Below are 24235 nucleotides of genomic sequence, written 5' to 3' on the forward strand. Positions count from 1 at the left end.
GATAGGGCGGCTCGGTCTAGCCAACATTCAGTTGACCGAGGTTTCAATGATTTCACTACGGATCGCTTGAATGGCGCGGGGTGCGCCAGTGATCCACACAGGAGAGCATTATGAGCAGGTTGGTCATTTCCGCGCTGAATCTGGGGCTTGGCGCCGTGCTTGCGGTAGGCCTGACGGCCTGTAACCGCGACGCGAATGCCGATGGTGGCGTGGGTGGAATGGCTTCGCAGTCGGCCTCGGCGGGCCCCAAGTATGCCCGTGTGGTCAGCGTCACGCCGGTCCGCGAGCAGGCGAGCGCGCCGCAGCAGGTCTGCCATGACGAGGTGGTCACGCAGCGGGCGCCGGTGAAGGACCAGCACCAGATCGCAGGTACCGCCATCGGTGCGGTCGCCGGCGGTCTGCTGGGTAACCAGGTCGGCGGCGGCAAGGGCCGCACCCTGGCGACGGTTGCCGGTGCCATCGGTGGCGGCTATGCCGGCCACGAGATCCAGAAGAACCGTCAGGAGAACAACGTCGTTTCGAGCACCCAGCGCCGCTGCAGCACCGTCGCGGGCAAGGGCGGCGAGAAGATCGTGGGCTACGACGTGGCCTACGAATACAACGGTGTGACCCGCACGATCCGCATGGACCATGATCCGGGCGACCGCGTGCAGGTACAGGAAGGGGTGGTCGCCGTTTCCGACGCCCATTGACCTTGTCCGAGGAGGATCGCGCCATGAACGCTTCGATCACTAAACGCTTGGCTACGGCGGCCCTCGCCGGTTGCTTCGCTCTGCTGGCCGCCTGCGCCACGCCTCCACCGCGTTCCGGCGGGTACTACGGCGGTGGCGGCTACGACAGCGGCGGCTACAACTCGGGGCGCTGCATGCAATGCGGCACGGTCGAGGATGTGCGCGTGATCAACGTGGACAAGAGCGCTTCGCCGCTTGGCATGGTGATCGGCGCGGTGGCCGGCGGCTTGCTCGGCAATACCGTCGGCAAGGGCAATGGTCGCACCGCCGCCACGGTGGTGGGTGCGGTGGCCGGTGGCGCTGTCGGTAACGAGGTCGGCAAGCGCAACGGCGGGCCGGATCAGGCCTTCCAGGTCACCGTCCGTCTCGACGATGGTCGCTATGCCACCGTGACCCAGGCAGACGATCCGCAGATCCGCCAGGGCGACTATGTGGAGATCCGCAACAATCGCGTCTATCGCCGTTGAGAGACGTCTAGACGTCCAAATGAAAAAGGCCCTCGATCTCGAGGGCCTTTTTTTTGTGCCGATTTTTTCGGATCAGTTGACGGCGTAGAACGCGTGCTCGCCGATCGTGCGCACGACGCGGCTGGTGCTCCACGCCGGCGACACCGAGGTGGTGGCGAAATGATCGGCATGCGGAACGTAGACCATGCGCTCGTTCGTCGGCAGGCTCCAATTGAGGATGGAATCGCCGGCGACCTTCCATGCCTTGCTCCAGGCAGTCAGGTCGGTCACTTCGAAACTGCTGGCCGTGGTGGAGGTGGCGAACTGCCGCGGAGCGGTGACCACCTCGCACACGTTCTTGCCCCAGGTGCCGCGGTCACGGCGACGGAGGGCGACTTCGGCCACGGCGAACTGGCCGATGGTCGACTCGCTGCGCGCTTCGAGATACACCGTCGTCGCCAGGCAGGTCTGGTCGGCGAGGGGTTGGGGCAGCACGGACGCAAGCCACAACAACATGGAAAGTTTCATTGTCTGCCTCCAACGTGCTGTACGCGCCGATCCGATGCTCTGGATGGACACGCCGTTGCGGTGGACGGGCGGGCAGGCCGTTCCACCTGGATTGAACACGCACCGACCGAAACTTGTGGTCGAGCGGGGTGCCACGGGATGTGGCGTTTGAACGGCTGATCCGACGCCGTTCGTTACTGCTGCGCAGCGCTGTCCGGATCAAAAGGATCCCGGTGGCCTGCAACTTGTTCCGCCTGATGAGCGGTTGTTCCTCCGGCATTTTTAGCCGGGTCGCGCCGATCCGGACCCCTCCGGTTCGTCGCGTATGTGGGCACCCATCGAAGGGTGTCCGTCGAATGTGACCGGCGGAGCCTAGTGGCAGGTTCCATCGGTGGCAAGTGCCAAGGCGGTCGGGTTCACGTAGCGCTCACAATCGAAAGAACATTCATCAAGCGCGTGTGAATCCCATACATTCAATCGGCCCAACGTTGTTGCAATTCAACATCGACGCGTTCGCCATTACATGAAAGAGCTAGCGTTTCGCCGCGTTCCGACACTGCATCGCTGACTACGGCGAGCGCGATGTAGCTTTGATTCGCAAGCATGCTATCCAGCACGAAGACGGCATCGCTTTGTTCTTCGCGCAGCACAGTGCCCGGAGGTATGTGTTGCGACAATACGACGCAATGCATATGGCGTTTGTGCCCGCCGCGATAATGCAGGCGCGCCACGATCTCCTGCCCGGGATAGCAGCCTTTGTCGAAGGCAATGCCCTGCAATCTTTCCAGCGATAGCGCGGGAGGCAGCAATGCATCGAGCGCTTCGTCCGGAAGCCACGGCCAGCCCATGCGAATGTGTTCGACGCGCCAGTCGTCGTCCGCGTGTGCGCCTATCGATAATGCATGCGAGCCGCACCCGAGTACGACGCCGTCGTTGGTTTGTCTCACTTCGTACATGTCCTTCGCGTCGGACGTGCCAAGCGCGCGCGCGGGCATCGCTTCGACTCTGACCTTCGAACGAAAGACGAAACGGCGCAGGCCTTCCGCGAGCGTGTCGGCGCGACCGCCGCGCAGCACGAGCAGCAGACTCTGCTCGCTCAATTTCGCCAAGTGGAAGAGGGCGCGCACGCGCCCTTGAGCATCCAGCCAGGCGCTGAATTGCCAGCGTCCGACGGCGAGGCTGGAGACGTCGCTGCTGAATTGGGACTGGGCGAAGGCGATGGCGTCGGGGCCTTCGATCAGCAAGGTCTCGGCTTGGTGTTTTACGGGCATAGGGAGCGCAATGGGGGCGGTAGAGGGCGTCTGCAAGCGGGGTGGCGCAAGGGCGTTGGTCAAACGAAGCGCCGGGCGTCAAGGTTGTGCCGTCTTAACGCAAGTATTAACCTTCGGCGGCTAACTGAACCCATGTCCGATACGTCCTCCCAAACCGAATCCAAGCCCACTTCCGTTCCGGCGGAGGGTGCATCCGTGCCTGCCGGCAAGGAGCAGGGCAAGGAACCGGCGGAGCGACCGGCACCCGACCCCACCCGCTACGGCGATTGGGAAAAGAACGGGCGCTGTATCGACTTCTGACCGCCCCGCCGGCGCGTCACGCGCGTCGGCATGGCGGCCGGGAGACGGCTCGGGCATCAGCGATTCCACACAGGATAGCCGCCATGGCAGACACCCGACGACCGCTTTCCCCGCACCTGCAGATATATAAGTGGCAGGTGCAGATGATGACCTCCATCCTGCATCGAGCCACCGGCATCGCGCTCGCGGTCGGCACCTTGCTGGTCCTGTGGGGCCTGGTATCCCTGGCCGCCGGCGAGGACAGCTTCAACCAATTCAAGACCTGCGTCGGCAGCCCGATCGGGCTGGTCCTGCTGTTCGGCTGGAGCTGGTCGCTGTTCTACCACCTGTGCAACGGCATCCGCCATCTGGTGCAGGATGCAGGCGCCGGCTATGCCATTCCTCACTTCGTCCGCTCGAGCTGGCTGTCGATCGTCGGCAGCCTCGTGCTCACCGTCCTCGTCTGGGGCTACGTGTTGACCGGAGGTGCGGCATGAGCGCCAATGCGAAAGACCTGCGCAATCCTCTCAAGCGCGCCCGCGGCCTGGGTTCGGCCCAGTCCGGCGTCGGCCATTGGTGGACGCAGCGCCTCACCGCTGCCGGCCTGATCTTCCTGGGCATCTGGTTCGTCGTCTTCGTGCTTGGCCTGCTGCATGCCGACTACGCCACCGCCAAGGCGGCCGTGGGCAAGCCCTGGAACGCTTTGCTGCTGATCGTTTTTTCCATCACCACGTTCTGGCACGCCGTGCTCGGCCTGCAGGTGGTGATCGAAGACTACGTGCACACCCGCTGGCTGGAAGTGGTGTCGCTGGTGTTGATCAAGTTTGTCGCCGTGCTGGGCGCGCTGGCCAGCGTGCTGGCCGTGCTGCGCGTGGCCCTGGGAGTCTGAGGTCGATGGAAGCCTACAAGGTTCAACAGCATAAGTACGACGTGATCGTGGTCGGCGCCGGCGGTGCTGGTCTGCGCGCCACCTTCGGTCTGGCCGAGAAGGGCCTGAAGGCCGCGTGCCTCACCAAGGTCTTTCCGACGCGCTCGCACACCGTGGCCGCGCAGGGCGGCATCTCGGCCGCGCTCGGCAACATGGGCGAGGACGACTGGCGCTTCCACTTCTATGACACCATCAAGGGGTCGGACTGGCTGGGCGACCAGGACGCGATCGAATACATGTGCCGCGAGGCCATCCCTTCGATCATCGAGCTGGAGCACTACGGCGTGCCGTTCTCCCGTACGGAGGAGGGCAAGATCTACCAGCGCCCGTTCGGCGGCATGACCACGCACTACGGCAAGGGCACCGCGCAGCGCACCTGCGCCGCGGCGGACCGCACCGGCCACGCGATCCTGCACACGCTGTACCAGCAGGCGCTGGCGCACGACGCCACGTTCTTCATCGAGTATTTCGCGACCGACCTCATCTTCGACGAAGAAGGCGTGTGCCGCGGCGTGCTCGCGCTGGACATGAACGAGGGCACCCTGCACGTGTTCCGCGGCCACGCTATCGTGCTGGCCACCGGCGGCTATGGTCGTGCCTACTTCAGCGCGACCTCCGCGCACACCTGTACCGGCGACGGCGGCGGCATGGTGCTGCGCGCCGGCCTGGCGCTGCAGGACATGGAGTTCGTGCAGTTCCACCCGACCGGCATCTACGGTTCCGGCTGCCTGATCACCGAGGGCGTGCGCGGCGAGGGCGGTTACCTCACCAATTCCAACGGCGAGCGCTTCATGGAGCGCTACGCGCCGAACGCGAAGGACCTGGCTTCCCGCGACGTGGTCAGTCGCGCGATGACCATGGAAATCCGCGAAGGCCGTGGCGTCGGCGAGCACAAGGATCACATCCACATCAACCTGATGCACCTGGGTGCCGAAGTGATCCACGAGCGCCTGCCCGGCATCGCGGAATCGGCGCGCATCTTCGCCGGCGTGGACGTGACGAAGGAACCGATTCCGGTCATCCCGACCGTGCACTACAACATGGGCGGTATCCCCACCAACTATCACGGCGAGGTCGTGCAGAAGCGCGGCGACGACGTGGACGCGGTGGTGCCCGGCTTGTTCGCCATCGGCGAGGCCGCGTGCGTGTCCGTGCACGGCGCCAACCGCCTGGGCTCCAACTCGCTGCTCGACCTGGTGGTATTCGGCCGCGCGGTGGCGCATCGCTGCGCCGAAATCATCAAGCCGGGCGCGCCGCACAAGGACCTGCCGGCCAGCGCGCTGGACAAGGCATTGGGCCGCTTCGACAGCCTGCGCTACGCCAAGGGCAGCCTGCCGACCGCGAAGATCCGTGCGGAAATGCAGCGCACCATGCAGTCCGACGCCGCGGTGTTCCGTACCGGCCAGTCGCTCAAGGAAGGCTGCGAGAAGATCTCGAAGGTCTACGATTCGTTCAAGGATGTCGGCGTCAGCGACCGCTCGCTGGTGTGGAACTCCGACCTGATCGAAACGCTGGAGCTGTCCAATCTGCTGGGCCAAGCCGTGGCCACCATGTACTCGGCCGAGCAGCGCCCGGAAAGCCGCGGCGCGCATGCGCGAGAGGATTTCCCGGACCGCGACGACGCGAACTGGCAGAAGCACACGCTGGTGTCGGTGGACGATAACGGCAAGGCAGACTTCGATTTCCGCCCGGTGCACATGTACACCATGACGTCGGACGTCGAAGTGGTCCCGCCGAAGAAGCGCGTTTACTGATTCGAAGCCCGGAACCCCTGAGGTTCTGCCGACGTTGTACCGGCGCCCGCCACGCGGGCGCCAGAGGGCAACACGAGACCGTGAGGCAAACATGGCAGAGTTTTCGCTACCCAAGAATTCCAAGATCCAGCCGGGCAAGCACTATCCGGCGAAGGATGCGAAGAAGCCTCGCACCTTCCGCATCTATCGCTGGACGCCCGAGGACGGCAAGAACCCGCGCATCGACACTTACGAGGTCGACCTGGCCTCGTGCGGTCCGATGGTTCTGGACGCCCTGCTGAAGATCAAGAACGAGATCGATCCGACGCTCACGCTGCGCCGCTCCTGCCGCGAAGGCATCTGCGGTTCCTGCGCGATGAACATCGACGGTACCAACACGCTGGCCTGCACCAAGGCCATCTCCGACTGCGGTTCGGGTGACGTCAAGATCTATCCACTGCCGCACATGCCGGTGGTGAAGGATCTGGTGCCGGATCTCACCCATTTCTACGCACAGTTCGCGTCGATCAAGCCCTGGTTACGCACGCAGAGCCCGGCACCGGCCGACAAGGAGCGCCTGCAGTCGCCGGAAGACCGCAAGAAGCTCGACGGTCTGTACGAGTGCATCCTGTGCGCGTGCTGCTCCACCAGCTGCCCGAGCTATTGGTGGAACGGCGACCGCTACCTCGGCCCGGCGATCCTCCTGCAGGCCTATCGCTGGATCGTCGACTCGCGCGACGAGGACACTGGCGCGCGCCTGGACGACCTGGAGGATCCGTTCAAGCTGTACCGCTGCCACACGATCATGAACTGCGCGCGCACTTGCCCGAAGGGTCTGAACCCGGCCAAGGCGATCGCGGAAATCAAGAAGCTGATCGTGGAACGCCGCTCGGCCTGACCGCTAGCATGTGTTCGATCCCATGGCCCGCGTTCCATCGCGGGCCATGTCGTTTCCGGAAACCGCAACGCCACTGACGATCCCTGAAGCTATGGACGAAGCCCGCATCAAACGCCTGCGCTGGCGCACCCGCCGCGGTACGCGCGAGCTCGATGCGTTGTTCGGCGGCTGGCTGGACGAGCGCTTCGCCCAGGCGAACGAGGCCTTGCGCGTGGCGTTCGACGAACTGCTGGACGTGCAGGACCCCGACCTGTGGGACTGGGTGATGGGGCACGCGCGAGCGCCGCGCGAGGACTGGCAGGCGATCATCGATGACATCCGTGCCCGCCATCGGCTTTGAATACCGGCCTTCGCGCGGGTTCGAGCGGGCGTTGGCGTGTGTGACCGTGCTGGCCGCGGTCGCCGTATGGCTTTCGGGCATGCCCTGGTGGGGTTGCCTGCCGGTGTCGTTCGCGCTCGGTGCGGCCCTGGCGCTCGCCTGCCGGCGTTGGCGAGGCGGCGCCCCTCGCGCCGCCATGTGGGCCGCCGACGGCCATTGGATGCTGCGGCAGGCCGCCTCCGAGGACGTGGCGGCGAGCCTGCTTTCCTTCCGTACGGGGCCTGCATGCTTGTGGCTGCGCCTCCAGCCGGCTTCCCGGCCCCCGGTGTCGCTGCTGCTGGCACCGGACAACAGCGACGCCGACCTTCGGCGCCGCCTGCGCATGCGCCTGGCAGCGACGCGCACAGAGGAGCCGGTTGCCGCGCCCTGACCGCCGGCTTGCCGAACCGCAGGGCTTGGGGCACTCTGCCGCGGCGTCGCGGTCTCCATTCCGCCGACCAACGCGATGCCCGGGCGGCTAGCCCATCGAATCCAGAAGCGACCCGCCCATGTTCCGACCGCTAGAGCTCTTCGTTGGCCTGCGCTACACGCGCGCCAAGCGACGCAACCAGTTCATTTCGTTCATTTCGACCGTCTCGATCGTGTGCATTGCGATTAGCGTGACCGCATTGATCACGGTGATGTCGGTGATGAACGGCTTCGACAACGAACTGCGCACACGCATTCTGGGCGCCATTTCGCACGCTACGGTGTCCGGCGTGGGCGGCGAGAGCGTGCAGGACTGGCAACGGGCGGTGCAGATCGCGGAAGCCAACCCGCACGTGCGCGGCGCCGCGCCATACGTGGAAGCGCAGGCCTTCCTGCAGGCCCGCCGTTCCAGCGGCGCGCTGGTGCGCGGCATCGATCCCGCGCAGGAGTCCAAGGTTTCCGACATCGGACTCCACATGGTGGACGGCAAGCTGGACGTGCTGCAGCCGGGCAAGTGGAACATCGTGCTGGGCCGCGAGCTGGCGATGACGCTGGGCGTGGCTATGGGCGACCATGTGACCATGGCCGTGCCCGAGTTCCGCGCCACGCCCATGGGCAGCGTGCCGCGCCTGCGCAGCTTCACCGTGGCCGGCATCTTCGAACTGGGCATGCAGGAGTTCGACTCCAATCTCGCCGTGATCAACATGCAGGACGCGGAGCGGCTCAACAGCCTCGACGGCCCCTCCGGCATCCGCCTGCGCCTGGACGACATGTTCAATGCCCGGCCGGTGGCGCACGAGCTGGCCAACAACCTGGGCCAGGTCTATCGCATGGAAACCTGGATGGACAGCCATGCCAACTTCTTTTCCGCCATCTCGATGGAGAAGAAGGTGATGTTCATCATCCTCTCGCTGATCATCCTGGTCGCGGTGATCAACTTGATCTCCATGCTGATGATGCTGGTGACCGACAAGCAGGCGGACATCGCCATCCTGCGTACGCTCGGCTCGACGCCGCGCAGCATCATGGGCATGTTCATGGTGCAGGGCGTGCTGGTGGGTTTCGTCGGCATCGGCTTCGGCGTGACGCTGGGCTCGCTGCTTTCCTGGCGCCTGCCGCAGATCGTCAAGTGGATCGAGCGTACTTTCCACACCACCTTCCTTTCGCCGGACGTCTATTACATCAGCGAGCTGCCCAGCAAACTGCAGGCGGACGACGTGATGAAGGTGGCGCTGGTGACCTTCCTGTTCTCGCTGCTCGCTACCCTTTATCCCGCGTGGCGCGCATCGCGCACGCAGCCGGCGCAGGCCCTGCGCTATGAGTAATGCCATGACCGACAACGCCATCGTGCTGCGCGCCAGCCACATCGCCAAGACCTACGAGGAAGGCGGCCTGCACACCGATGTACTGGCCGACGTGAGCTTCGCGCTGAAGCGCGGCGAGACGCTGGCCATCGTCGGAGCCTCCGGGTCGGGCAAGAGCACGCTGCTGCATATTCTCGGCGGGCTCGACACGCTCACCAAGGGCGAGGTGGAGGTGGAAGGCCAGGTGCTGTCCAAGCTGTCCGACGCGGAGCGCGGGCGCGTGCGCAACCGCTCGCTGGGCTTCATCTATCAGTTCCATCATCTTCTGCCCGAGTTCACCGCGCTGGAGAACGTCTGCATGCCGCTGCTCATCCGCGGCACGTCGATTCCCGAAGCCCAGAAGCGTGCGACCGATCTGCTGCAGCGCGTGGGCCTGGGCAGCCGCCTGGAGCATAAGCCGGCCGAGCTTTCCGGCGGCGAACGCCAGCGCTGCGCAGTGGCGCGTGCCTTGGTGACGCGCCCGGCCTGCGTGCTGGGCGACGAACCTACGGGCAATCTCGACGAAGGCAATGCCGATCACGTTTACGAGCTGATGCTCGAACTCAATCGCGAGATCGGCACCAGCTTCATCCTGGTCACGCATGACAGCCGACTGGCGGCGCGCATGGACCGCACGCTGGAGTTGCACAACGGTGTGCTGAGGGAACGTCCCGCACACTGAGCTCGGCGCCGGCTGATGTTGATATCAGCCGTCGCCTACGCAGTTTTCAGCCGAGCTTCGGACTTCATCGCCGTAGCCTGATCCCATCCATGGATGGGAGCGGCCGTGCGTACATACGGAGTGGTTGTGCTTGGCCCGCTTTTCCTCGCGGGCATACTGGCGGTGCAGTGGTGGCCAACGTTGCCTTCGCGGATATGGTTCGCCGGCGTCGCCGCGACGGGCCTGCTGCTGGCCTGGCGCTTGCCCCGGATGCGTGCCGTTGCGTTCGTGACCCTCGGCATGGCCTGGGCCGGTTGGTGCGGCGATCTTGGCATGGAGGCGCGCTTGCCTCGCGACCTGGAAGGCCGCGACATGCTTGTGACCGGCACCGTCACAGGATTGCCGCAGCTCCGCACCGAAGCGACGCGGTTCGTGCTCGATGTAGAGCAAGCCTTGCTCGGCAATGAAGCGTTACCGGTGTCGGGCCGTGTGCGGCTAGCCTGGTACGCGGCAGCTGGGAATGCCGTGCCCGTGCTCGACTCCTGTTCCCGCTGGAGGCTCCTGGTGCGTCTGAAGCGGCCGCGCGGCTTGGTCAACCCCGGTGGAAGCGACGGTGAGCGCAGTGCACTGGAGCAGGGCATCGTCGCCCACGGCTACGTTCGCGACGATCCGCGCAACCGCTTGCTGGGAACGGCCATCTGCGTCGACGGGTGGCGTGCTTCTCTCGCCGCGGACATCGCGCACCGCGTCGAAGACGCTCATGCTGCCGCCTTGCTGCGCGCCTTCGCCGTGGGCGACACCCGTGGTTTGAGCCGCCAGGACTGGACAGTGGCGCGCGCCAACGGCGCTTCCCATCTGATCGCGATTTCCGGATTTCACGTCGGCGTGGCGGCGGTCGCCGGCGTATGGTTGGCGCGGTTGCTGTATCTGCTTTGTCCCGGGTTCGGTCTGCGCGTGCCCCGCCTGCAGGCGGAGGCGTTGGCCGCGCTGCTTTTCGCTGCGTTCTACAGCGCACTGGCGGGATTCGGTTTGCCCACCGTGCGCACTTTGTTGATGATCGCCGTGATCGCGCTGGCGCGATGTCTGCGAAGAGCGGTGACGCCCTGGCAATCGCTGGCGGCTGCCTTGCTCGCGCTGTTGCTGGCCGACCCGCTGGCCGTGTTGTCGGCGGGATTCTGGCTGTCCTTCATGGGCGTAGGCTTTCTCATGCTTTGCCTGTCGACGCGGAGCCGGGGATGGAGAGGGTTCCTGCGCGACCTCGTGCTGGCGCAGGCCGTCATGGCGGTGGCCCTGACACCGCTGGCGCTGTGGTTTTTCGGCGAGGCCTCCGCCGTCGGCGTCCTGGCGAATCTGGTGGCCGTGCCGTTCGTGAGCTTCGTGGTGATCCCGCTGACGCTGGCCGGCGCGGCCCTGCTCCTGCTGGCGCCGCCGCTGGCGGGGCCGGTGCTCGTTCTGGCGGGGCGGTTTGCCCAGGCGCAGTGGTGGTTGTTCGAACGCATGGCCGGATGGCCCGGTGCGCACGGCTACGGCATCGATGTGCGGCCATGGGCCGTCGGGTTGGCGCTGATAGGCGCGGCATGGCTGTTCCTTCCTCGTGGCTGGCCGATGCGCTGGCTGGGAGCGGTGCTGTTCCTGCCACTGGCATGGCCTCCGCTGGATCGCCCGGGCCCAGGCGGTTTCCGGCTGTGGATGCTGGACGTGGGGCAGGGGCTCGCGGTCGTGGTGCACACGCGCGGGCACGCGCTGATTTTCGACGCGGGCGCGCGGTTTCCCTCCGATTTCGACATGGGCGATGCCGCCGTGTTGCCCTCGGTCCGCGCCTTGGGTTTGCCGCCGCCGGATGTGCTGGTCGTCAGCCATGCCGATAACGATCATGCCGGCGGCATGGCGGCGGTCGCCGCGGCGTATCCTTCGGCAGCCGTGCTGGCCGGCGAACCTGAGCGCACGCCCGTGCCGGGCGCACCGTGCGAGGCGGGGCAGTCGTGGACGTGGGACGGTGTGCGCTTCCGCATGCTCGGTCCCCGCGGAGCGGTGGCGAGCCGGGGCAACGATCGGTCCTGCGTGCTGCTGGTGGAAGGGCGGGGAGGGCGGCTTCTGCTCACCGGCGATATCAGCGTTCAGGCCGAGAGCGGCGTGGCGGAGGCCGTCGGCGACGGGCCGCCGCTCGTGCTGCAAGTGCCGCACCACGGCAGCCGCACCTCGTCGGGCAAGGCGTTCATCCATGGCCTTTCGCCGGTCCTGGCCCTGGTCTCGGCCGGTTGGCGCAACCGCTTCGGCCATCCGCATCCGCTGGTCGTGGAGCGCTACGCGGCGTTCAAGGTGCCGCTGCTGAATACGGCGGATCAGGGCGCGATCGAGATGGAGTTTCCAGCCGATGGCGCCCCGCGGGTGACACGCTCCTGGCGCGTTCACCGTGCCCGTTACTGGCGCGAATGAAGCCCGGAGCGGACCGTCCTTCCGTGGGGCGGCGGCGCCTCGCGCAAATGCCACGGGCGCCGCGGAACCGTCGGACGGGACTGCTATGATGCGCCCCTGCAATTCGATCGCATGGGGTGGGTGTAGTCGTGCTGGATATCCTGATGGCTGGCGGTTGGGCGATGCTGCCCATCCTGATCTGTTCGGCGATCGCCCTGGCGATCGTGCTGGAGCGTTGCTGGACGCTGCGCCGCAAATCGGTCCTGCCCCCCGGCCTGGGCGAGGAGGTCCGCAACTGGGCGCGTTCCGGCCAGCTCGACCCCGCGCACCTGGCCACCCTGGCCAACGGCTCGCCGCTGGGCGAACTGCTGGCCGCCGCCTTGGCGGTGCGCAACCGGCCGCGCGAGCTCATCAAGGAGCGCATCGAGGACACCGGCCGCCATGTGGTGCACAACATGGAGCGCTATCTCAACACGCTCGGCACCATTGCGTTGATCGGCCCGCTGCTCGGCCTGCTCGGCACCGTGATCGGCCTCATCCGCATGTTCATGGACGTCATGAAGGGCGGCGTGGGCGATCCGCTGAAAATGGCCGGCGGCATCGGCGAGGCACTGATCTGCACGGCCACGGGCCTGGTGGTGGCGATTCCCGCCTATGTGCTGCATCGCTATTTCCGTTCCAAGGTCGCGGGCTACTGCGTCGAGATGGAAAAACAGGCGACCGCGCTCCTGGACGAGCTGACCGCTGCCTCGAACGCCGCGGCGCGTCCCCGCCGCGCCGCCGAGTCGACCGCGGGCTGATCCGGCATGCGTATCGGCAACGACCGCCGGCAGGACGATTTCGAGATCAACGTGATCTCGCTGATCGACGTCCTGCTTACCCTGCTGATGTTCTTCGTACTCACCACCACCTTCGTCCAGCACACCCGCATGCAGGTGACGCTGCCAAAGGCGAGCGCCGACGAACGCGATATGCAGGCGCCTGCGCTCACCATCGTGGTGGACCGCGATGGCCATTACTTCGTCGGCACGGATGAGGTGCTGGGGCAGGGCATCGGGCCGCTCAAGCAGGCGATCGCCAATATCGCGGGCGACGACCGCGAGCGCCAGGTGACCATCCGCGCGGATGCGATGACGCCGCACCAGAACGTGGTCACGGCCATGGACGCCCTGGGCCAGCTCGGCTTCACCAAGCTGTCCATCGCCACCACGCCCAGCCAGGCGGACGCCGGCAAGTGAGCACCCGGAAAATCAACGTGTGGGACGCCGCGACCTGGCGGACCTACAAGCGCCTGCTCGGCTACACCCGCCGCTACTGGGGAGTGGGCATCGTCGCGCTGGTCGGCATGGCGCTGGAGAGCGGTTGCCTGGCGGCGTTCACCAAGCTGCTGCGCCCGATGATCGACGAGCTGTTCGCGCACAAGGACGCCTATCTCATCTTCTGGATGCCGATCTGGATCATCGGGCTGTTCCTGCTGCGCGGCTTGGGCATCATCCTCAACGACTACGGCATCGCCTACATCGGCCGCAACGTGGTGCAGAACATGCGCCGCGACGTGTTCGATGCATATCTGCGCTTGCCGGCCGCGTTCTTCGGCAGCGAGCATTCGGGGCAGCAGGTCTCGCGCATCACCTACACCAGCGAACAGGTCGCCCAGGCTTCCACCGACGCGGTGAAGGTGGCGATCACTGAAGGCCTGATGATCGTCGGCATGATGTACGTGATGCTGTCCACCAGCGCGTACCTCACCATGGCCTTGCTGATCATGGTCCCGGCGGTCGTGCTGATCGTGACCGTGGTCAGCCGCCGTTATCGCCAGATCAGCAAGCGTATCCAGGGCACCATGGGCTCGGTGACCGGCACGGTGGAGGAGTCGGTCGGGGCGCATCGCGAGGTGCGTATCTACGGCGGCCAACGCCACGAGTCGGAGCGGTTCGAGCAGGTGACCGAACATTCGAAGCGGCTCAACCTGAAAGTGGCCGTGACCAGCTCGCTGTCCAGCGCCACCATCCAGACTGCGGCGGCATTCGCGCTGGCCTTGCTGGTGTACCTGGGCACGCGGCCGAACGTGATCGACAGCATTTCGCCGGGCGTGTTCATCACCGTGCTCACCGCGATGGGCGGCATGCTGCCCTCTCTCAAGCGCCTCACCGGCGTGCAGGCGAGCGTGCAGCGCGGTGTGGCGGCCTGCGAAGACCTGTTCGGCGTGATCGACATGCCGCCGGAAACGGACGACGGCAAGCGCGTGCTGGAACGCACCCGCGGCGACATTGTCTTCAACGACGTAGGCTTGACCTACGCACGCAACGACTTCGAAGCCTTGCGCGGCGTGGATCTGCATTGCCGGCCCGGCACCGTGACGGCCCTGGTCGGCCGCTCCGGCAGCGGCAAGAGCAGCCTGGTCAGCCTGCTGCCGCGCTTCTATGAGCCCAGCGCGGGCAACATCGAGCTGGACGGCTTCGATTACGCCAGCTACACGCTGGCCTCCCTGCGCAGGCAGATCGCCTGGGTGGGGCAGAGCGTGGTGCTGTTCGACGGCACGGTGGCGGAAAACATCGCCTATGGCGAGCTGGCCGGCGCCAGCGAGAAGGACATCATCGCGGCTGCGGACGCGGCGAATGCGATGGAATTCATCCAGCGCCTGCCCAAGGGCATCCACAGTCATATCGGCCAGGCCGGGAACATGCTTTCCGGCGGCCAGCGGCAGCGCATCGCCATTGCGCGCGCGATTCTCAAGAACGCGCCGATCCTGGTGCTCGACGAGGCGACCAGTGCGCTGGATACCGAGTCGGAGCGCTTGATCCAGCAGGCGCTGCAGCGGCTGATGCGCGATCGCACCACGCTGGTGATCGCGCACCGCCTTTCGACCATCGAGCATGCGGACCAGATCGCGGTCATGGACCAGGGGCGCATCGTGGAGCGCGGCACGCACGCGGAGCTGATCGCGCTGGGTGGCCATTACGCTGCCTTGCACCGCATGCAGTTCCACGACAAGGCCGGCGACTGAGGTCGCCATGGCGCTGGCCGACACGCTCGAAGCGGCCTGGTACGGCAAAGGCACCGCGCCCTGGTGGACAGTGCCGCTGTCATGGCTCTACGGCGGGGTGGTGCGCCTGCGCCGTCGCCTGTATCGCCGGGGATGGCTACGCAGCGTGCAGCTTCCCGTGCCGGTCCTGGTCGTGGGCAACATCACCGTCGGCGGTACCGGCAAGACACCGTTGACCATCGCGCTGGCCGAGGCACTGCGAGCGCGTGGCTTCCGGCCCGGCGTGGTCAGCCGCGGTTATGGCGGCACCGAACAAGGGCCCGCGCTGCTCGACGAGCGCCCCGACCCGGCTCGCTTCGGCGACGAGCCCTGCCTGATTCGCGCTGCCGGCACGCCGGTGGCGGTGGGGCGCGACCGCCCCGCGGCGTCGCGGTTGCTCGTCGAGGCGGGCTGCGACGTCGTCATTGCCGACGATGGACTGCAGCACTACCGGCTGCGCCGCGACACGGAAATCTGCGTCATCGATGGGGATCGCGGCTTCGGCAATGGCCGCCTGCTGCCCGCCGGCCCGCTGCGCGAACCGCTGGCGCGCCTTGCCGACGTCGGCTTCCGCGTCCGCAATGGCGGCCTAGCTACGGACGGTGAGGTGCCGATGCAGTTGGAGGGCGGCCAGGTACGTCGCTTGGCGGATGGCGAAGTCCTGCCGATGGAAGCCTTCAGGGGGCGGCGTGTGCATGCTGTCGCGGGTATCGGCCACCCCGCGCGGTTCTTCGAGAGCCTGCGCGCGCACGGCATCGAAGTGATACCGCACCCGTTTCCCGACCACCACGCCTACGCCGCTGCCGACCTGGACTTCGGGGACGGCTTGCCGTTACTGATGACGGAGAAGGATGCGGTGAAGTGCGCAGGTTTCGCCTTGCCGCAGGCGTGGGCGGTGCCGGTGCGGGCCGGATTGCCGGCAGCGTTTTTCGATGCGGTTGCTGCGCAGCTGAAGCAGGCGGCCCAGGGCCTGGCCTGAAAGAAGAGCGCGGCCTGGACTGGCCGCGCTCTTGAAGGTCTTACTGGATGCGGACCACGTTGCCGTCCGGGTCGACCTGCACGAGGTCGCCCTCGCGGATGGCGCTGGCGTCCGGCACGGTGACGTTGCTGTAGCTGCCGTCGCCCATGCGCAGGCGCAGCACCCAGCTCTCGTTGGTGCCGCCGCGGCCGATCCGGTTGCCGGCGAAGCCGCCGCCGACGGCGCCGGCCACGGTGGCCAGCTTGCGGCCATTGCCCTTGCCGACCTGGTTGCCCAGCACGCCACCGGCGACCGCGCCGATGATCGCGCCGGCGGTGCCGTGGTCGGCGCCCTGGGTTACGTTGCGTTCGATCGACTCCACCGTGCCGCATTGGCTGCAACGCAGGAAGATGCCGTCCCGGCGGACCAGCACGTTGCCGTTGAGCGTGCCCGCATCCGAGACCGTCGCCGTGCGGCGGGGGGCGGAGGTCTGCGCCGAGGCGGAGGCCGTGGCGAGGGTCAGCGCCGCTGCCAGGGGCAGGACGAGAAGAGACTTGGCGTTCATGGATTCTCCCTTGGTGTAGAAGGCTAAGGCGTGCCCAGTCTATTCCGGTCAGCTGAACCATCGGCTAGGCAATGTCTTTATCATGGGCGACCCGGCTGGACCGTCGTCGGCCTTCGGGCCCGCGGGGACTTTGCCTGTTTTCCACCTGGAGTTTCCATGAGCCTGATCCAAGTTCCGGTGTCCTTCGGTGAGCTGATCGACAAGATCACCATCCTGGAGATCAAGTCCAAGCAGATGACCGACCCGGCGAAGCTGGCGAATGTGCGCAACGAGCTCGATCAGCTCAATGCCACCTGGTCCGCGCATTCCGCTTCCAAGACCGACATCGCCGATGAGCGTGCCCGCCTGCTCAAGGTGAACGAGCTGTTGTGGGACATCGAGGACCGCATTCGCCTGAAGGAAAAGGCCCAGGCGTTCGACCAGGAATTCATCGAGCTGGCGCGCGCGGTGTACTTCCGTAATGACGAACGCGCCGCGGTGAAGCGCGAAATCAACCTCAAGTTGGGCTCGCAGCTGGTGGAAGAGAAGTCGTACCAGGATTACAAGGCGGGCTGACGCCACCTGGCGCCGTCCGGCGCAGGCAGGGATCCGGCAGCGGCGTCGTGCCGCACGGTTTCGTGCCGAGCCGGATGGCGCGATCGTCAACGTTGCACGTCGCCGTGCATTTCGCCTTCCGTCAGCCGCCGAGCGTGGCGGCGTAAGCCTCGAAGCGTTCGATCACGTCGTCGACGCCGATCAAGTCCATGACGCCCGCGTGCTCGATCTTGCTGCCCCATGGGATGTCGCTGGCCGGCTTGCCCAGGAACTTGCGCGAGGCCTCTTCGTATTTGTTCACGCACCAGCGGCGATCCGAATAAGGCCCGGAGCGGTCAGGGTTGCTGGCCGCATGCAATCCCAGCACCTTGCAACCCACGGTATTGGCCATGTGCATCGGGCCGGAGTCCGGGGTGAGCAGCAACGAGGCGCGCGTCAGCATGGCCAGCAGCCGCTTGAGCGTGTCCTTGCCGGTCAGGTCCACCGGTGGGATCCGGCAGGCGGCCAGCACCGCGTCCGCCATCTGCCGCTCCAGCGGCGAGGGGCCGCCGATCAGCATGACACGCCATCCGCGCTGCGCAGCATGGTCCATCACGGCCGCATAGCGTTCCGGCCGCCAATTGCGCAGCACATGGCTCGATGTCGGGCTGACCAGCAGGACGGGCGCACCCTGCGGCAGCTGTTCGGCTGCCCACACCCGGGCTTCGTCGGGGATGGGGATGTCCCAGCGCACCTCGGTCTGTTTCAGGCCCAGCGGTTCGCAGAAGCTGCCGATGGCGTCCAGCACGTGCTCGCCAGTCCGTGCCGGAATGCGTTCGTTGATCACCAGGCCGTGGAGATCCTTGGAGCGCGCCTTGTCGTAGCCGATGCGTCGATCGGCCTTGATGCCCAGGCTGAGCAGGTTGGAGCGCATGGCTACCTGCATGTGCAGCAGCGCGTCGAACCGATGGCCTTGCAGGGCGCTGCGGACGGCGCGCATGCCGTCCCATCCCGCGCCTTTGTCGAAGGTGACGAATTCCACCCCCGGCAGATCGCCGACCAGCCTGCGCTCCAGCTTGCCGACGATCCAGGTGAGTCGTGTCTGCGGCCAGGCGCGACGCAAGGTATGCACCAGCGGCACGACATGGGTGACGTCGCCGATGGCGGAGGTGCGCAGCAGGCAGATCGAGGCGGGAGCGGACATGGGGCTTGGGCTAGAATCGCGTGTCATTGGATGCAGGGCGCCGGTGCCGGACATGATGGTGCAAGAGCAGGTCCGGGCGAACGCGGGCGGGGCGATTCTGTTCGACCCGACCACATCGCCACAAGTCGACGACGATTGGTTCTCGCCGAGCCACTGGCGGGAACTGGGTACCTTGCGCACGCAGACCGGCGGCCGCGGCGGCGTCGCCGTGATCGGTACGCCGGCGGGCGAGGGGGTGCTCCGCCATTACCGCCGGGGCGGCCTGGTGGCGCGATGGATGGGCGACCGTTATCTGTGGACGGGAGCGGAGCGCACGCGGAGTTTCACCGAGTTCCGCCTGCTGGCCGAACTGGCGCGGCGAGGGCTGCCGGTGCCGGCGCCGATGGCCGCGCGCTACCAGCGTCATGGTGCGTTCTACACCGCCGACCTCATCACCCGCCGCATCGTCTCGGCGCGCACGCTGGCCGAATGCCTCGCCTGGGGCCGCCTGGATGCCGACCTCGCCGCGCAGGTCGGCACCCTGGTCGCACGCTTTCACCGCGAGGGCGTGTGGCACGCGGATCTCAATGCGCACAACATCCTGGTGTCCGAAAGCGAACTCCATCTGATCGACTTCGACCGCGGCGAACTGCGTCCGCCGGCGGAGGCATGGCGCCTGGCGAACTTGCAGCGCCTGCGTCGCTCGCTGGTGAAATTGGGCGCGGCCGCGCAGGGCGAGGAAGTCTTCGAGAAGACCATGTGGCAGCCGCTGGTGCAGGGCTATGCATCGGGCCTCGGCATCGCGGGCGACATGCCATGACGGACGTCCGCATGTCACCTGAGCAGGGCATCGACGAACGGATGGACTGGAAGCTGCACTTCCTCGGTGTCGGCGCTGCACACGCGGTGGAGCTGGGCTCCTCGTCCGCGGTGCTGGAGCGGGACGGCGAACCGTTGCTGCTGATCGATTGCGGTCCGGACACGCTGGACCGCTACGTGGCAGCTTACGGTGACGTCCCGCGGGCGCTCTTCATCACGCACACGCACATGGATCACGTCGGCGGCATGGAGCGGCTGTTCTTCCGGCTGTGGTTCGATGAGGCACTGCGCGGCCGGACCCGGCTTTTCCTGCACGCGGACCTGATGACCTGGCTGCAGGCGAGGGTGGCCGACTATCCGGGCGTGCTCGCCGAGGGCGGGGTGAACTACTGGGAGGCGTTCCGGCTGGTTCCGTGCCATCGCGGATTCTGGCTGGATGGCCTGTGGTTCGATGTATTTCCCACGCGTCACCACCTGCCCAGGACCTCCTTCGGTCTGGCGCTCGGCGGAAGCTTCGTCTACACCGGCGATACGCGCCCCATCCCGGACATGCTGGCGCGCTACGCCGCGGGCGGCGAATTGATCGCCCACGATTGCGGCCTGGTGGGCAATCCCTCCCACACCGGCATCGACGACATCGAGCGCGAATATCCGGAAACGCTGCGCTCCCGACTGCGCCTGTATCACTACGGCAGCGCCGCCGACGGCGCGACGCTGGCCTCGCGCGGCTACACCACCGTGGCGGCCGGGGCACGGATCGCGCTTCCGCCGCCGTCGCCACCGCGTCCGGATGCTGGTTGAGCCGGCTTGTCTGGATGTCGGGCTGCCATTATGATCTCGCTTCTTTGCCGGACCGGACGGTGCGGCAGGGCGATTTCACCATCGCGGAGAGGTGTCCGAGTGGTTGAAGGAGCACGCCTGGAAAGTGTGTATACGGCTTATACCCGTATCGCGGGTTCGAATCCCGCCCTCTCCGCCAGTGAAATCGCATGACGGTCCTTTAGCCGGACCGTCGCCAAATGGGCGCTAGCCCGACGTCTATGGTGACCCCGTCGGTCCCCCCGCGACGATAGTTCGCAAACCCCGCCAGGCCCGGAAGGGAGCAACGGTAGCGGATGATTCGGGTGCCGGGGTGTGGCTGGCGGGGTCGCCGCCTTTTGGGGCCTGCCTTCGCGCGGACCGGCGCCGTCCGCGTACTGACTTGCCGGGAGCGACTTGGCACAATCGGCCGTCGCCCCAAGTTAGTATCCACGCAACCCTTCCTTGTCCTTCTCCGGTGTTGCGCGCCGCCGAACCGGCGCCGGCAGCCGGGCCTCCAGCAGGCTTCCAAACGCATGTCCTATCAGGTACTCGCGCGCAAATGGCGCCCCCGCAAGTTCGCCGAACTGGTCGGGCAGGAGCACGTGGTGCGCGCGCTCACCAATGCGCTCGACACCGGACGCATGCACCACGCCTACCTGTTCACCGGCACGCGCGGGGTGGGCAAGACCACCATTGCGCGCATCTTCGCCAAGTCGCTCAACTGCGAGCGCGGCGAGTCGGCTGACCCTTGCGGCGAGTGTTCGGTCTGTACCGCGGTGGACGCCGGCCGCTTCGTCGATCTGCTCGAGATCGACGCGGCCAGCAACACCGGCGTGGACGACGTGCGCGAGGTGATCGAGAACGCGCAATACGCTCCCGCGCGCGGCCGTTTCAAGGTGTACCTGGTCGACGAGGTGCACATGCTCTCCAAGCCGGCCTTCAACGCGCTGCTGAAGACGCTGGAGGAACCGCCGCCGCACGTGAAGTTCCTGCTCGCCACCACCGACCCGCAGAAGCTGCCGGTGACGGTGCTGTCGCGCTGTCTCAAGTTCAATCTCAAGCGGCTGCTGCCCGAGCAGATTTCCGGCCAGATGCGCCACATCCTCGGTGCCGAGAACCTCTCGTACGAGGACGCCGCCATTGCCGAACTGGCTCGCGCCGCGGATGGTTCGCTGCGCGACGGCCTGTCACTGCTCGACCAGGCCATCGCCTACGGCGGCGGCGCGCTGAAGGTGGACGACGTGCGCGCCATGCTGGGCAGCGTCGCGCGCGGCCAGGTGCTGGGGGTGCTGGAAGCGCTCGCCGCCGGCGACGGTGACCGGCTGATGGCCGAATGCGCGCGTATCGCCTCGTTCTCGCCGGATTTCGGCGGCGTCCTGGACGACCTCGCCGCCACGCTGCATCGCGTCCAGCTCATGCAGCTGGTTCCCGGCTACCGGCCGGAAGGCGACGGCAGCGACGAAGCGGCGCTCGCCTCGCTGGCGGAACGGCTCGGGCCCGAAGACGTGCAGTTGTACTACCAGATCGCCATCGGCGGCCGCCGCGACCTCGCCCTGGCCCCCGATGCACGCACCGGTTTCGAGATGGCCTTGCTGCGCATGCTGGCGTTCCGCCCAGGCGAAGGCGGTGAGCCGGCGCGCACCGAGCGCCCGGCTTCTTCCGCCGCACCGCGCCCGGTGTCTGCGCCGTCGCCGCGGGTGGCGCCGCCCATGCCGGAGGCCGTGGCCGAACGGCCGGCGGCCCGCGCCCCCGAGCCGGCACCGGTCCGCGCGGAGCCCGCGCCCGTGCCGCCGCCGGCGCCCGCACGCACCGCCCCTGCACTGGATGCCCGCGGCCTGCCGCACTGGGACAGCCTGATCGACCAGGCCGGCCTGCGCGGCCCGATGGGCCAGCTGGCGCAGAACGCGGCGTTGCGCGAGCGCGAGGGACAGACCCTGGTGCTGGCGCTGCAGCCGGTGCACATGCACCTGGCGGTGGAGCCGATGGTGGGGCAGATGGAAGACCGCATCAGCCAGGCGCTGGGCGAACGCATCCGCCTTCGCTTCGTGAGCGACCAGGCGGGCGGCGTCGAAACGCCTGCCGTACGCGCGGCCAACGCGCGCACCGCGGCGCAGTCGGCGGCCGAGCAATCCATTGAAGAAGACCCGCTCGTCCAGTCGCTGCGCCGCGAGTTCGGCGCGCGCGTGCTGCCGCAGTCGGTCAAGCCGTTCGAACCCTAAACGCATAACCCAAAGCAGTCGGAGTCAGGATCATGAGAGGACAAATCGGCCAGCTGATGCAGCAGGCGCAGCGCATGCAGGAAGAGATGAAGCGCGCGCAGGAGGAAATCGCCAAGCTGGAAGTCACCGGCAGCGCCGGCGGCGGCCTGGTCTCGGTCGTGATGAGCGGCGCGCATGAGGTGCGTCGCGTGCAGATCGATCGCAAGCTGTTTGCCGACGATCCGGAGATGGCCGAAGACCTGGTGGCGGCCGCCGTCAACGACGCGGTCAACAAGGTGGCCGACGCCAGCAAGAACAAACTGGGCGGCGTCACCTCCGGCCTTCAGCTGCCGCCCGGTTTCAAGATGCCGTTCTGACGGACAGGGAAGGGCGCGTCTGGAGCGAGGGTCGGGCGGAAGCTTGCCCGCGCCATCGCCGTCGGCGCGCTCCCTGCGGCTAGCCTTTCTTTCCCGATCGCCATGAGCAAGCTTCTTACCGACCTGATCGAAGCCCTGCGCTGCCTGCCCGGCGTGGGCGGCAAGAGCGCGCAGCGCATGGCCTTCCACCTGCTCGAACGCGAGCGCGAGCGCGGCCTGCGGCTGGCGAGTGTGCTGGAGCAGGCGATGCAGCGCATCGGCAACTGCACGCGCTGCCGCAATTTCAGCGAGGAGCCGGTGTGCGCCATCTGCGCCAGTGCCAGCCGCGACCGGCAAGTGCTGTGCGTGGTGGAGTCGCCGACCGAGCTGGCGGCGATCGAACAGGCGACGGGATATCGCGGCCAGTACTTCGTGCTGCTGGGACGCTTGTCGCCGCTCGATGGCCTGGGGCCTGAGGAACTCGGCCTGGACCTGCTCACCGAGCGGCTGGCCGAAGGCGAGATCGAGGAAATGGTCATCGCCACCAATCCGACTGTGGAAGGCGAAGCCACGGCGCATTACCTGGCGCAATTGGCGCGCGCGGCCAACGTGAAGCCCACCCGGCTCGCGCACGGCGTGCCGCTGGGCGGCGAACTGGAATACGTCGACCGCAGCACGCTGGCGCACGCGTTCGGCAGCCGGCAGACGCTCGGCTAGAAAGGCTGTCGGCGCCAGCGCATCACGTTATGCTCCGGCGTCAGTCACACCGAGGAGCGATGCATGGGCGACACGATTTTTGGAAAGATCATCCGCCGGGAAATCCCTGCCGACATCGTCTATGAGGACGATGAAGTCCTGGCCTTCCGCGACCTCAACCCACAGGCGCCCGTCCATGTGCTGTTCGTGCCCAAGCAGGCGATCGCCACGCTCGAGGAAGCGAAGCCGCAGGACGCCGAGCTGCTGGGGAAGCTGTTGCTGGCGGCCGCGGCCTACGCGCGCGAACAGGGCTTCGCACAGGACGGGTATCGCACCGTAATCAATTGCAATGAGCATGGCGGCCAGACGGTCTTCCACCTGCACGTGCATCTGCTGGCGGGGCGCCGCATGCACTGGCCGCCGGGCTGATCCTGCTTCCGCTCCAACGAAAAAGAAAAAAACGCCGGCCCTGGAGCCGGCGTTTTTCGTTGGCGAGCGACTTATTTGCTCGGGCGCGGCGGTGGCGCCGAGCGCGGCACTACGATCACGCGCGGCTGATACCAGAACGGATCTCCCCACGGGCCCCAATACGGACCCCAGCCCGGGCCCCAGAACGGATCGTAGAAACCCGGCGGGTAACGTACGGCGACGCGCTTGGGCCACAGATAGACCACATCGGCTTCGACGCGCGGGTAGGCATAGTCGTACTCGCCGACTTTCTGCGAGACGGTGCCATGCAGCGTGCCCGTGACGGTCAGCTCGCGGCCGCGGGCGAACACTTCCGGATCGTAGAACCCGGTGCGGCAGGCCACGAACCGGCCCTGGTTGTCGTTGTTGCCGTCCGTCTTCGGGCGGGCCTCGCTGTCGAGCGGGCGCGACAACAGGAAGAAGCAGGTCTCCTGCGGACCGGGCTCGGTCTTGATGATCTCGCCGCCCCAGCGCACCTTGGTGCCGCCGGCGCCGCCCTGCTGCGCCTGGGCCGTGGTGATATCGGTATAGGTGCCCTGCAACGGCTGGGGGATCGTTGCGCAGGCAGCCAGCGAAGCCGTCACGGCTGCGATGGCCAGGGGTTTGCAAATGGACATGACCGGTTTCTCCATCATCGGGCGGATATTCCTTTAT

Annotated in this window: 28 protein-coding genes, 1 tRNA gene and 1 other RNA gene; 25 read left to right on the forward strand and 5 right to left on the reverse strand. The window is 66.8% G+C overall.

Annotation, left to right across the window (positions count from 1 at the left end; all coding sequences use genetic code 11):
- Positions 1 to 110 precede the first annotated feature (110 nt).
- Positions 111 to 692 carry a glycine zipper 2TM domain-containing protein gene (locus RKE25_RS10055; protein ID WP_311842083.1) on the forward strand — a complete coding sequence of 194 codons (582 nt, stop codon included), beginning with the start codon at positions 111 to 113 and terminating at the stop codon, positions 690 to 692.
- A gap of 23 nt (positions 693 to 715) precedes the next feature.
- A complete protein-coding gene (locus RKE25_RS10060; protein ID WP_311842084.1) occupies positions 716 to 1198 on the forward strand; it encodes a glycine zipper 2TM domain-containing protein in 483 nt (160 codons plus the stop codon).
- A 72-nt stretch (positions 1199 to 1270) separates the two neighbouring features.
- On the opposite strand, the gene RKE25_RS10065 is transcribed toward RKE25_RS10060, so the two are convergent.
- Positions 1271 to 1705 (reverse strand): cell wall hydrolase, encoded by a 435-nt coding sequence (locus RKE25_RS10065; protein WP_311842085.1) that lies wholly within the window; start codon positions 1703 to 1705, stop codon positions 1271 to 1273.
- Positions 1706 to 2157: 452 nt separating this feature from the next.
- The gene (locus RKE25_RS10070) at positions 2158 to 2928 is read right to left on the reverse strand and encodes a folate-binding protein (protein ID WP_311842086.1); all 771 of its coding nucleotides are present in this window, start codon (positions 2926 to 2928) and stop codon (positions 2158 to 2160) included.
- Positions 2929 to 3150: 222 nt separating this feature from the next.
- Here RKE25_RS10070 and RKE25_RS10075 point away from each other — a divergent pair, with 222 nt between their 5' ends.
- The 14 genes from RKE25_RS10075 to lpxK all read left to right on the forward strand — a co-directional run bounded on the left by RKE25_RS10075 (position 3151) and on the right by lpxK (position 16003).
- Positions 3151 to 3255 carry a DUF1674 domain-containing protein gene (locus RKE25_RS10075; protein ID WP_311842087.1) on the forward strand — a complete coding sequence of 35 codons (105 nt, stop codon included), beginning with the start codon at positions 3151 to 3153 and terminating at the stop codon, positions 3253 to 3255.
- A gap of 83 nt (positions 3256 to 3338) precedes the next feature.
- Complete coding sequence (sdhC, locus tag RKE25_RS10080) at positions 3339 to 3731, forward strand: succinate dehydrogenase, cytochrome b556 subunit (RefSeq protein ID WP_311842088.1); 393 nt, start codon at positions 3339 to 3341, stop codon at positions 3729 to 3731.
- The gene (gene sdhD, locus RKE25_RS10085) at positions 3728 to 4123 is read left to right on the forward strand and encodes a succinate dehydrogenase, hydrophobic membrane anchor protein (RefSeq protein ID WP_311842089.1); all 396 of its coding nucleotides are present in this window, start codon (positions 3728 to 3730) and stop codon (positions 4121 to 4123) included. Before sdhC ends, sdhD begins: the two co-directional genes overlap by 4 nt.
- 5 nt (positions 4124 to 4128) lie before the next feature.
- Positions 4129 to 5916, forward strand: a complete 1788-nt coding sequence (sdhA, locus tag RKE25_RS10090) for a succinate dehydrogenase flavoprotein subunit (RefSeq protein ID WP_311842090.1) — start codon at positions 4129 to 4131, stop codon at positions 5914 to 5916.
- A 91-nt stretch (positions 5917 to 6007) separates the two neighbouring features.
- The gene (locus tag RKE25_RS10095) at positions 6008 to 6793 is read left to right on the forward strand and encodes a succinate dehydrogenase iron-sulfur subunit (protein WP_311842091.1); all 786 of its coding nucleotides are present in this window, start codon (positions 6008 to 6010) and stop codon (positions 6791 to 6793) included.
- 91 nt (positions 6794 to 6884) lie between these two features.
- Positions 6885 to 7133, forward strand: coding sequence for a succinate dehydrogenase assembly factor 2 (locus tag RKE25_RS10100; protein ID WP_311842092.1), 249 nt, complete (start codon positions 6885 to 6887; stop codon positions 7131 to 7133).
- Entirely contained in the window at positions 7105 to 7542 is a 438-nt protein-coding gene (locus RKE25_RS10105; protein WP_311842093.1) for a hypothetical protein, read from the forward strand. Before RKE25_RS10100 ends, RKE25_RS10105 begins: the two co-directional genes overlap by 29 nt.
- A 118-nt stretch (positions 7543 to 7660) precedes the next feature.
- Entirely contained in the window at positions 7661 to 8905 is a 1245-nt protein-coding gene (locus RKE25_RS10110; RefSeq protein WP_311842094.1) for a lipoprotein-releasing ABC transporter permease subunit, read from the forward strand.
- Positions 8906 to 8909: 4 nt separating this feature from the next.
- Complete coding sequence (gene lolD, locus RKE25_RS10115; RefSeq protein ID WP_311842095.1) at positions 8910 to 9605, forward strand: lipoprotein-releasing ABC transporter ATP-binding protein LolD; 696 nt, start codon at positions 8910 to 8912, stop codon at positions 9603 to 9605.
- A gap of 126 nt (positions 9606 to 9731) precedes the next feature.
- On the forward strand, positions 9732 to 12020 hold the full coding sequence (locus tag RKE25_RS10120) for a DNA internalization-related competence protein ComEC/Rec2 (protein WP_311842096.1): 2289 nt from the start codon (positions 9732 to 9734) through the stop codon (positions 12018 to 12020).
- 143 nt (positions 12021 to 12163) lie between these two features.
- Positions 12164 to 12799, forward strand: a complete 636-nt coding sequence (locus RKE25_RS10125) for a MotA/TolQ/ExbB proton channel family protein (RefSeq protein ID WP_311842373.1) — start codon at positions 12164 to 12166, stop codon at positions 12797 to 12799.
- A 6-nt stretch (positions 12800 to 12805) separates the two neighbouring features.
- A complete protein-coding gene (locus tag RKE25_RS10130) occupies positions 12806 to 13237 on the forward strand; it encodes a biopolymer transporter ExbD (protein ID WP_311842097.1) in 432 nt (143 codons plus the stop codon).
- A complete protein-coding gene (msbA, locus tag RKE25_RS10135; protein ID WP_311842098.1) occupies positions 13234 to 15006 on the forward strand; it encodes a lipid A export permease/ATP-binding protein MsbA in 1773 nt (590 codons plus the stop codon). Before RKE25_RS10130 ends, msbA begins: the two co-directional genes overlap by 4 nt.
- Before the next feature lie 7 nt (positions 15007 to 15013).
- On the forward strand, positions 15014 to 16003 hold the full coding sequence (lpxK, locus tag RKE25_RS10140; protein ID WP_311842099.1) for a tetraacyldisaccharide 4'-kinase: 990 nt from the start codon (positions 15014 to 15016) through the stop codon (positions 16001 to 16003).
- A 40-nt stretch (positions 16004 to 16043) separates the two neighbouring features.
- On the opposite strand, the gene RKE25_RS10145 is transcribed toward lpxK, so the two are convergent.
- Positions 16044 to 16547, reverse strand: a complete 504-nt coding sequence (locus RKE25_RS10145) for a glycine zipper 2TM domain-containing protein (RefSeq protein WP_311842100.1) — start codon at positions 16545 to 16547, stop codon at positions 16044 to 16046.
- 156 nt (positions 16548 to 16703) lie between these two features.
- Between RKE25_RS10145 and RKE25_RS10150 the strand changes: the two genes are divergently transcribed.
- Positions 16704 to 17102 (forward strand): DUF6165 family protein, encoded by a 399-nt coding sequence (locus RKE25_RS10150; RefSeq protein WP_311842101.1) that lies wholly within the window; start codon positions 16704 to 16706, stop codon positions 17100 to 17102.
- Positions 17103 to 17223: 121 nt separating this feature from the next.
- Here the strand turns inward: RKE25_RS10150 and RKE25_RS10155 are convergent, their stop codons facing one another.
- The gene (locus RKE25_RS10155; RefSeq protein WP_311842102.1) at positions 17224 to 18264 is read right to left on the reverse strand and encodes a glycosyltransferase family 9 protein; all 1041 of its coding nucleotides are present in this window, start codon (positions 18262 to 18264) and stop codon (positions 17224 to 17226) included.
- A gap of 52 nt (positions 18265 to 18316) precedes the next feature.
- On the opposite strand from RKE25_RS10155, the gene RKE25_RS10160 reads away from it, so the two are divergent.
- From RKE25_RS10160 to RKE25_RS10195, 8 genes are all read left to right on the forward strand, one after another.
- Positions 18317 to 19063: a 3-deoxy-D-manno-octulosonic acid kinase gene (locus RKE25_RS10160; protein ID WP_311842103.1), complete on the forward strand. Its 747-nt coding sequence runs from the start codon at positions 18317 to 18319 to the stop codon at positions 19061 to 19063.
- A 41-nt stretch (positions 19064 to 19104) separates the two neighbouring features.
- Positions 19105 to 19863, forward strand: coding sequence for an MBL fold metallo-hydrolase (locus RKE25_RS10165; RefSeq protein WP_311842374.1), 759 nt, complete (start codon positions 19105 to 19107; stop codon positions 19861 to 19863).
- Between the two features lie 85 nt (positions 19864 to 19948).
- Positions 19949 to 20041: transfer RNA gene (locus RKE25_RS10170), tRNA-Ser, on the forward strand.
- Between the two features lie 71 nt (positions 20042 to 20112).
- Positions 20113 to 20209: signal recognition particle sRNA small type (gene ffs, locus RKE25_RS10175), an RNA gene on the forward strand.
- A gap of 187 nt (positions 20210 to 20396) precedes the next feature.
- Positions 20397 to 22082 (forward strand): DNA polymerase III subunit gamma/tau, encoded by a 1686-nt coding sequence (gene dnaX / locus RKE25_RS10180; RefSeq protein WP_311842104.1) that lies wholly within the window; start codon positions 20397 to 20399, stop codon positions 22080 to 22082.
- A gap of 32 nt (positions 22083 to 22114) precedes the next feature.
- Positions 22115 to 22438 (forward strand): YbaB/EbfC family nucleoid-associated protein, encoded by a 324-nt coding sequence (locus RKE25_RS10185; protein ID WP_311842105.1) that lies wholly within the window; start codon positions 22115 to 22117, stop codon positions 22436 to 22438.
- Positions 22439 to 22540: 102 nt separating this feature from the next.
- Complete coding sequence (recR, locus tag RKE25_RS10190) at positions 22541 to 23134, forward strand: recombination mediator RecR (RefSeq protein WP_311842106.1); 594 nt, start codon at positions 22541 to 22543, stop codon at positions 23132 to 23134.
- 63 nt (positions 23135 to 23197) lie between these two features.
- Entirely contained in the window at positions 23198 to 23542 is a 345-nt protein-coding gene (locus RKE25_RS10195) for a histidine triad nucleotide-binding protein (protein WP_311842107.1), read from the forward strand.
- A gap of 71 nt (positions 23543 to 23613) precedes the next feature.
- Here RKE25_RS10195 and RKE25_RS10200 read toward each other — a convergent pair whose 3' ends face one another.
- Entirely contained in the window at positions 23614 to 24198 is a 585-nt protein-coding gene (locus RKE25_RS10200) for a Slp family lipoprotein (RefSeq protein WP_311842108.1), read from the reverse strand.
- Positions 24199 to 24235: the final 37 nt, after the last annotated feature.

It is taken from the genome of Dyella sp. BiH032 (assembly GCF_031954525.1).
Taxonomy (GTDB): Bacteria; Pseudomonadota; Gammaproteobacteria; order Xanthomonadales; family Rhodanobacteraceae; genus Dyella_D.

Coding starts and splice junctions, on each gene's coding strand:
- RKE25_RS10160 (WP_311842103.1), top strand. CDS start 18,317: ATGATGGTGCAAGAGCAGGTCCGGGCGAACGCGGGCGGGGCGATTCTG.
- RKE25_RS10165 (WP_311842374.1), top strand. CDS start 19,105: ATGGACTGGAAGCTGCACTTCCTCGGTGTCGGCGCTGCACACGCGGTG.
- sdhC (WP_311842088.1), top strand. CDS start 3,339: ATGGCAGACACCCGACGACCGCTTTCCCCGCACCTGCAGATATATAAG.
- sdhD (WP_311842089.1), top strand. CDS start 3,728: ATGAGCGCCAATGCGAAAGACCTGCGCAATCCTCTCAAGCGCGCCCGC.
- RKE25_RS10195 (WP_311842107.1), top strand. CDS start 23,198: ATGGGCGACACGATTTTTGGAAAGATCATCCGCCGGGAAATCCCTGCC.
- RKE25_RS10200 (WP_311842108.1), bottom strand. CDS start 24,198: ATGTCCATTTGCAAACCCCTGGCCATCGCAGCCGTGACGGCTTCGCTG.
- recR (WP_311842106.1), top strand. CDS start 22,541: ATGAGCAAGCTTCTTACCGACCTGATCGAAGCCCTGCGCTGCCTGCCC.
- sdhA (WP_311842090.1), top strand. CDS start 4,129: ATGGAAGCCTACAAGGTTCAACAGCATAAGTACGACGTGATCGTGGTC.
- RKE25_RS10095 (WP_311842091.1), top strand. CDS start 6,008: ATGGCAGAGTTTTCGCTACCCAAGAATTCCAAGATCCAGCCGGGCAAG.
- RKE25_RS10055 (WP_311842083.1), top strand. CDS start 111: ATGAGCAGGTTGGTCATTTCCGCGCTGAATCTGGGGCTTGGCGCCGTG.
- lpxK (WP_311842099.1), top strand. CDS start 15,014: ATGGCGCTGGCCGACACGCTCGAAGCGGCCTGGTACGGCAAAGGCACC.
- RKE25_RS10150 (WP_311842101.1), top strand. CDS start 16,704: ATGAGCCTGATCCAAGTTCCGGTGTCCTTCGGTGAGCTGATCGACAAG.
- RKE25_RS10060 (WP_311842084.1), top strand. CDS start 716: ATGAACGCTTCGATCACTAAACGCTTGGCTACGGCGGCCCTCGCCGGT.
- RKE25_RS10065 (WP_311842085.1), bottom strand. CDS start 1,705: ATGAAACTTTCCATGTTGTTGTGGCTTGCGTCCGTGCTGCCCCAACCC.
- RKE25_RS10125 (WP_311842373.1), top strand. CDS start 12,164: ATGGCTGGCGGTTGGGCGATGCTGCCCATCCTGATCTGTTCGGCGATC.
- lolD (WP_311842095.1), top strand. CDS start 8,910: ATGACCGACAACGCCATCGTGCTGCGCGCCAGCCACATCGCCAAGACC.
- RKE25_RS10105 (WP_311842093.1), top strand. CDS start 7,105: ATGACATCCGTGCCCGCCATCGGCTTTGAATACCGGCCTTCGCGCGGG.
- RKE25_RS10155 (WP_311842102.1), bottom strand. CDS start 18,264: ATGTCCGCTCCCGCCTCGATCTGCCTGCTGCGCACCTCCGCCATCGGC.
- dnaX (WP_311842104.1), top strand. CDS start 20,397: ATGTCCTATCAGGTACTCGCGCGCAAATGGCGCCCCCGCAAGTTCGCC.
- RKE25_RS10185 (WP_311842105.1), top strand. CDS start 22,115: ATGAGAGGACAAATCGGCCAGCTGATGCAGCAGGCGCAGCGCATGCAG.
- RKE25_RS10145 (WP_311842100.1), bottom strand. CDS start 16,547: ATGAACGCCAAGTCTCTTCTCGTCCTGCCCCTGGCAGCGGCGCTGACC.
- RKE25_RS10130 (WP_311842097.1), top strand. CDS start 12,806: ATGCGTATCGGCAACGACCGCCGGCAGGACGATTTCGAGATCAACGTG.
- RKE25_RS10110 (WP_311842094.1), top strand. CDS start 7,661: ATGTTCCGACCGCTAGAGCTCTTCGTTGGCCTGCGCTACACGCGCGCC.
- RKE25_RS10100 (WP_311842092.1), top strand. CDS start 6,885: ATGGACGAAGCCCGCATCAAACGCCTGCGCTGGCGCACCCGCCGCGGT.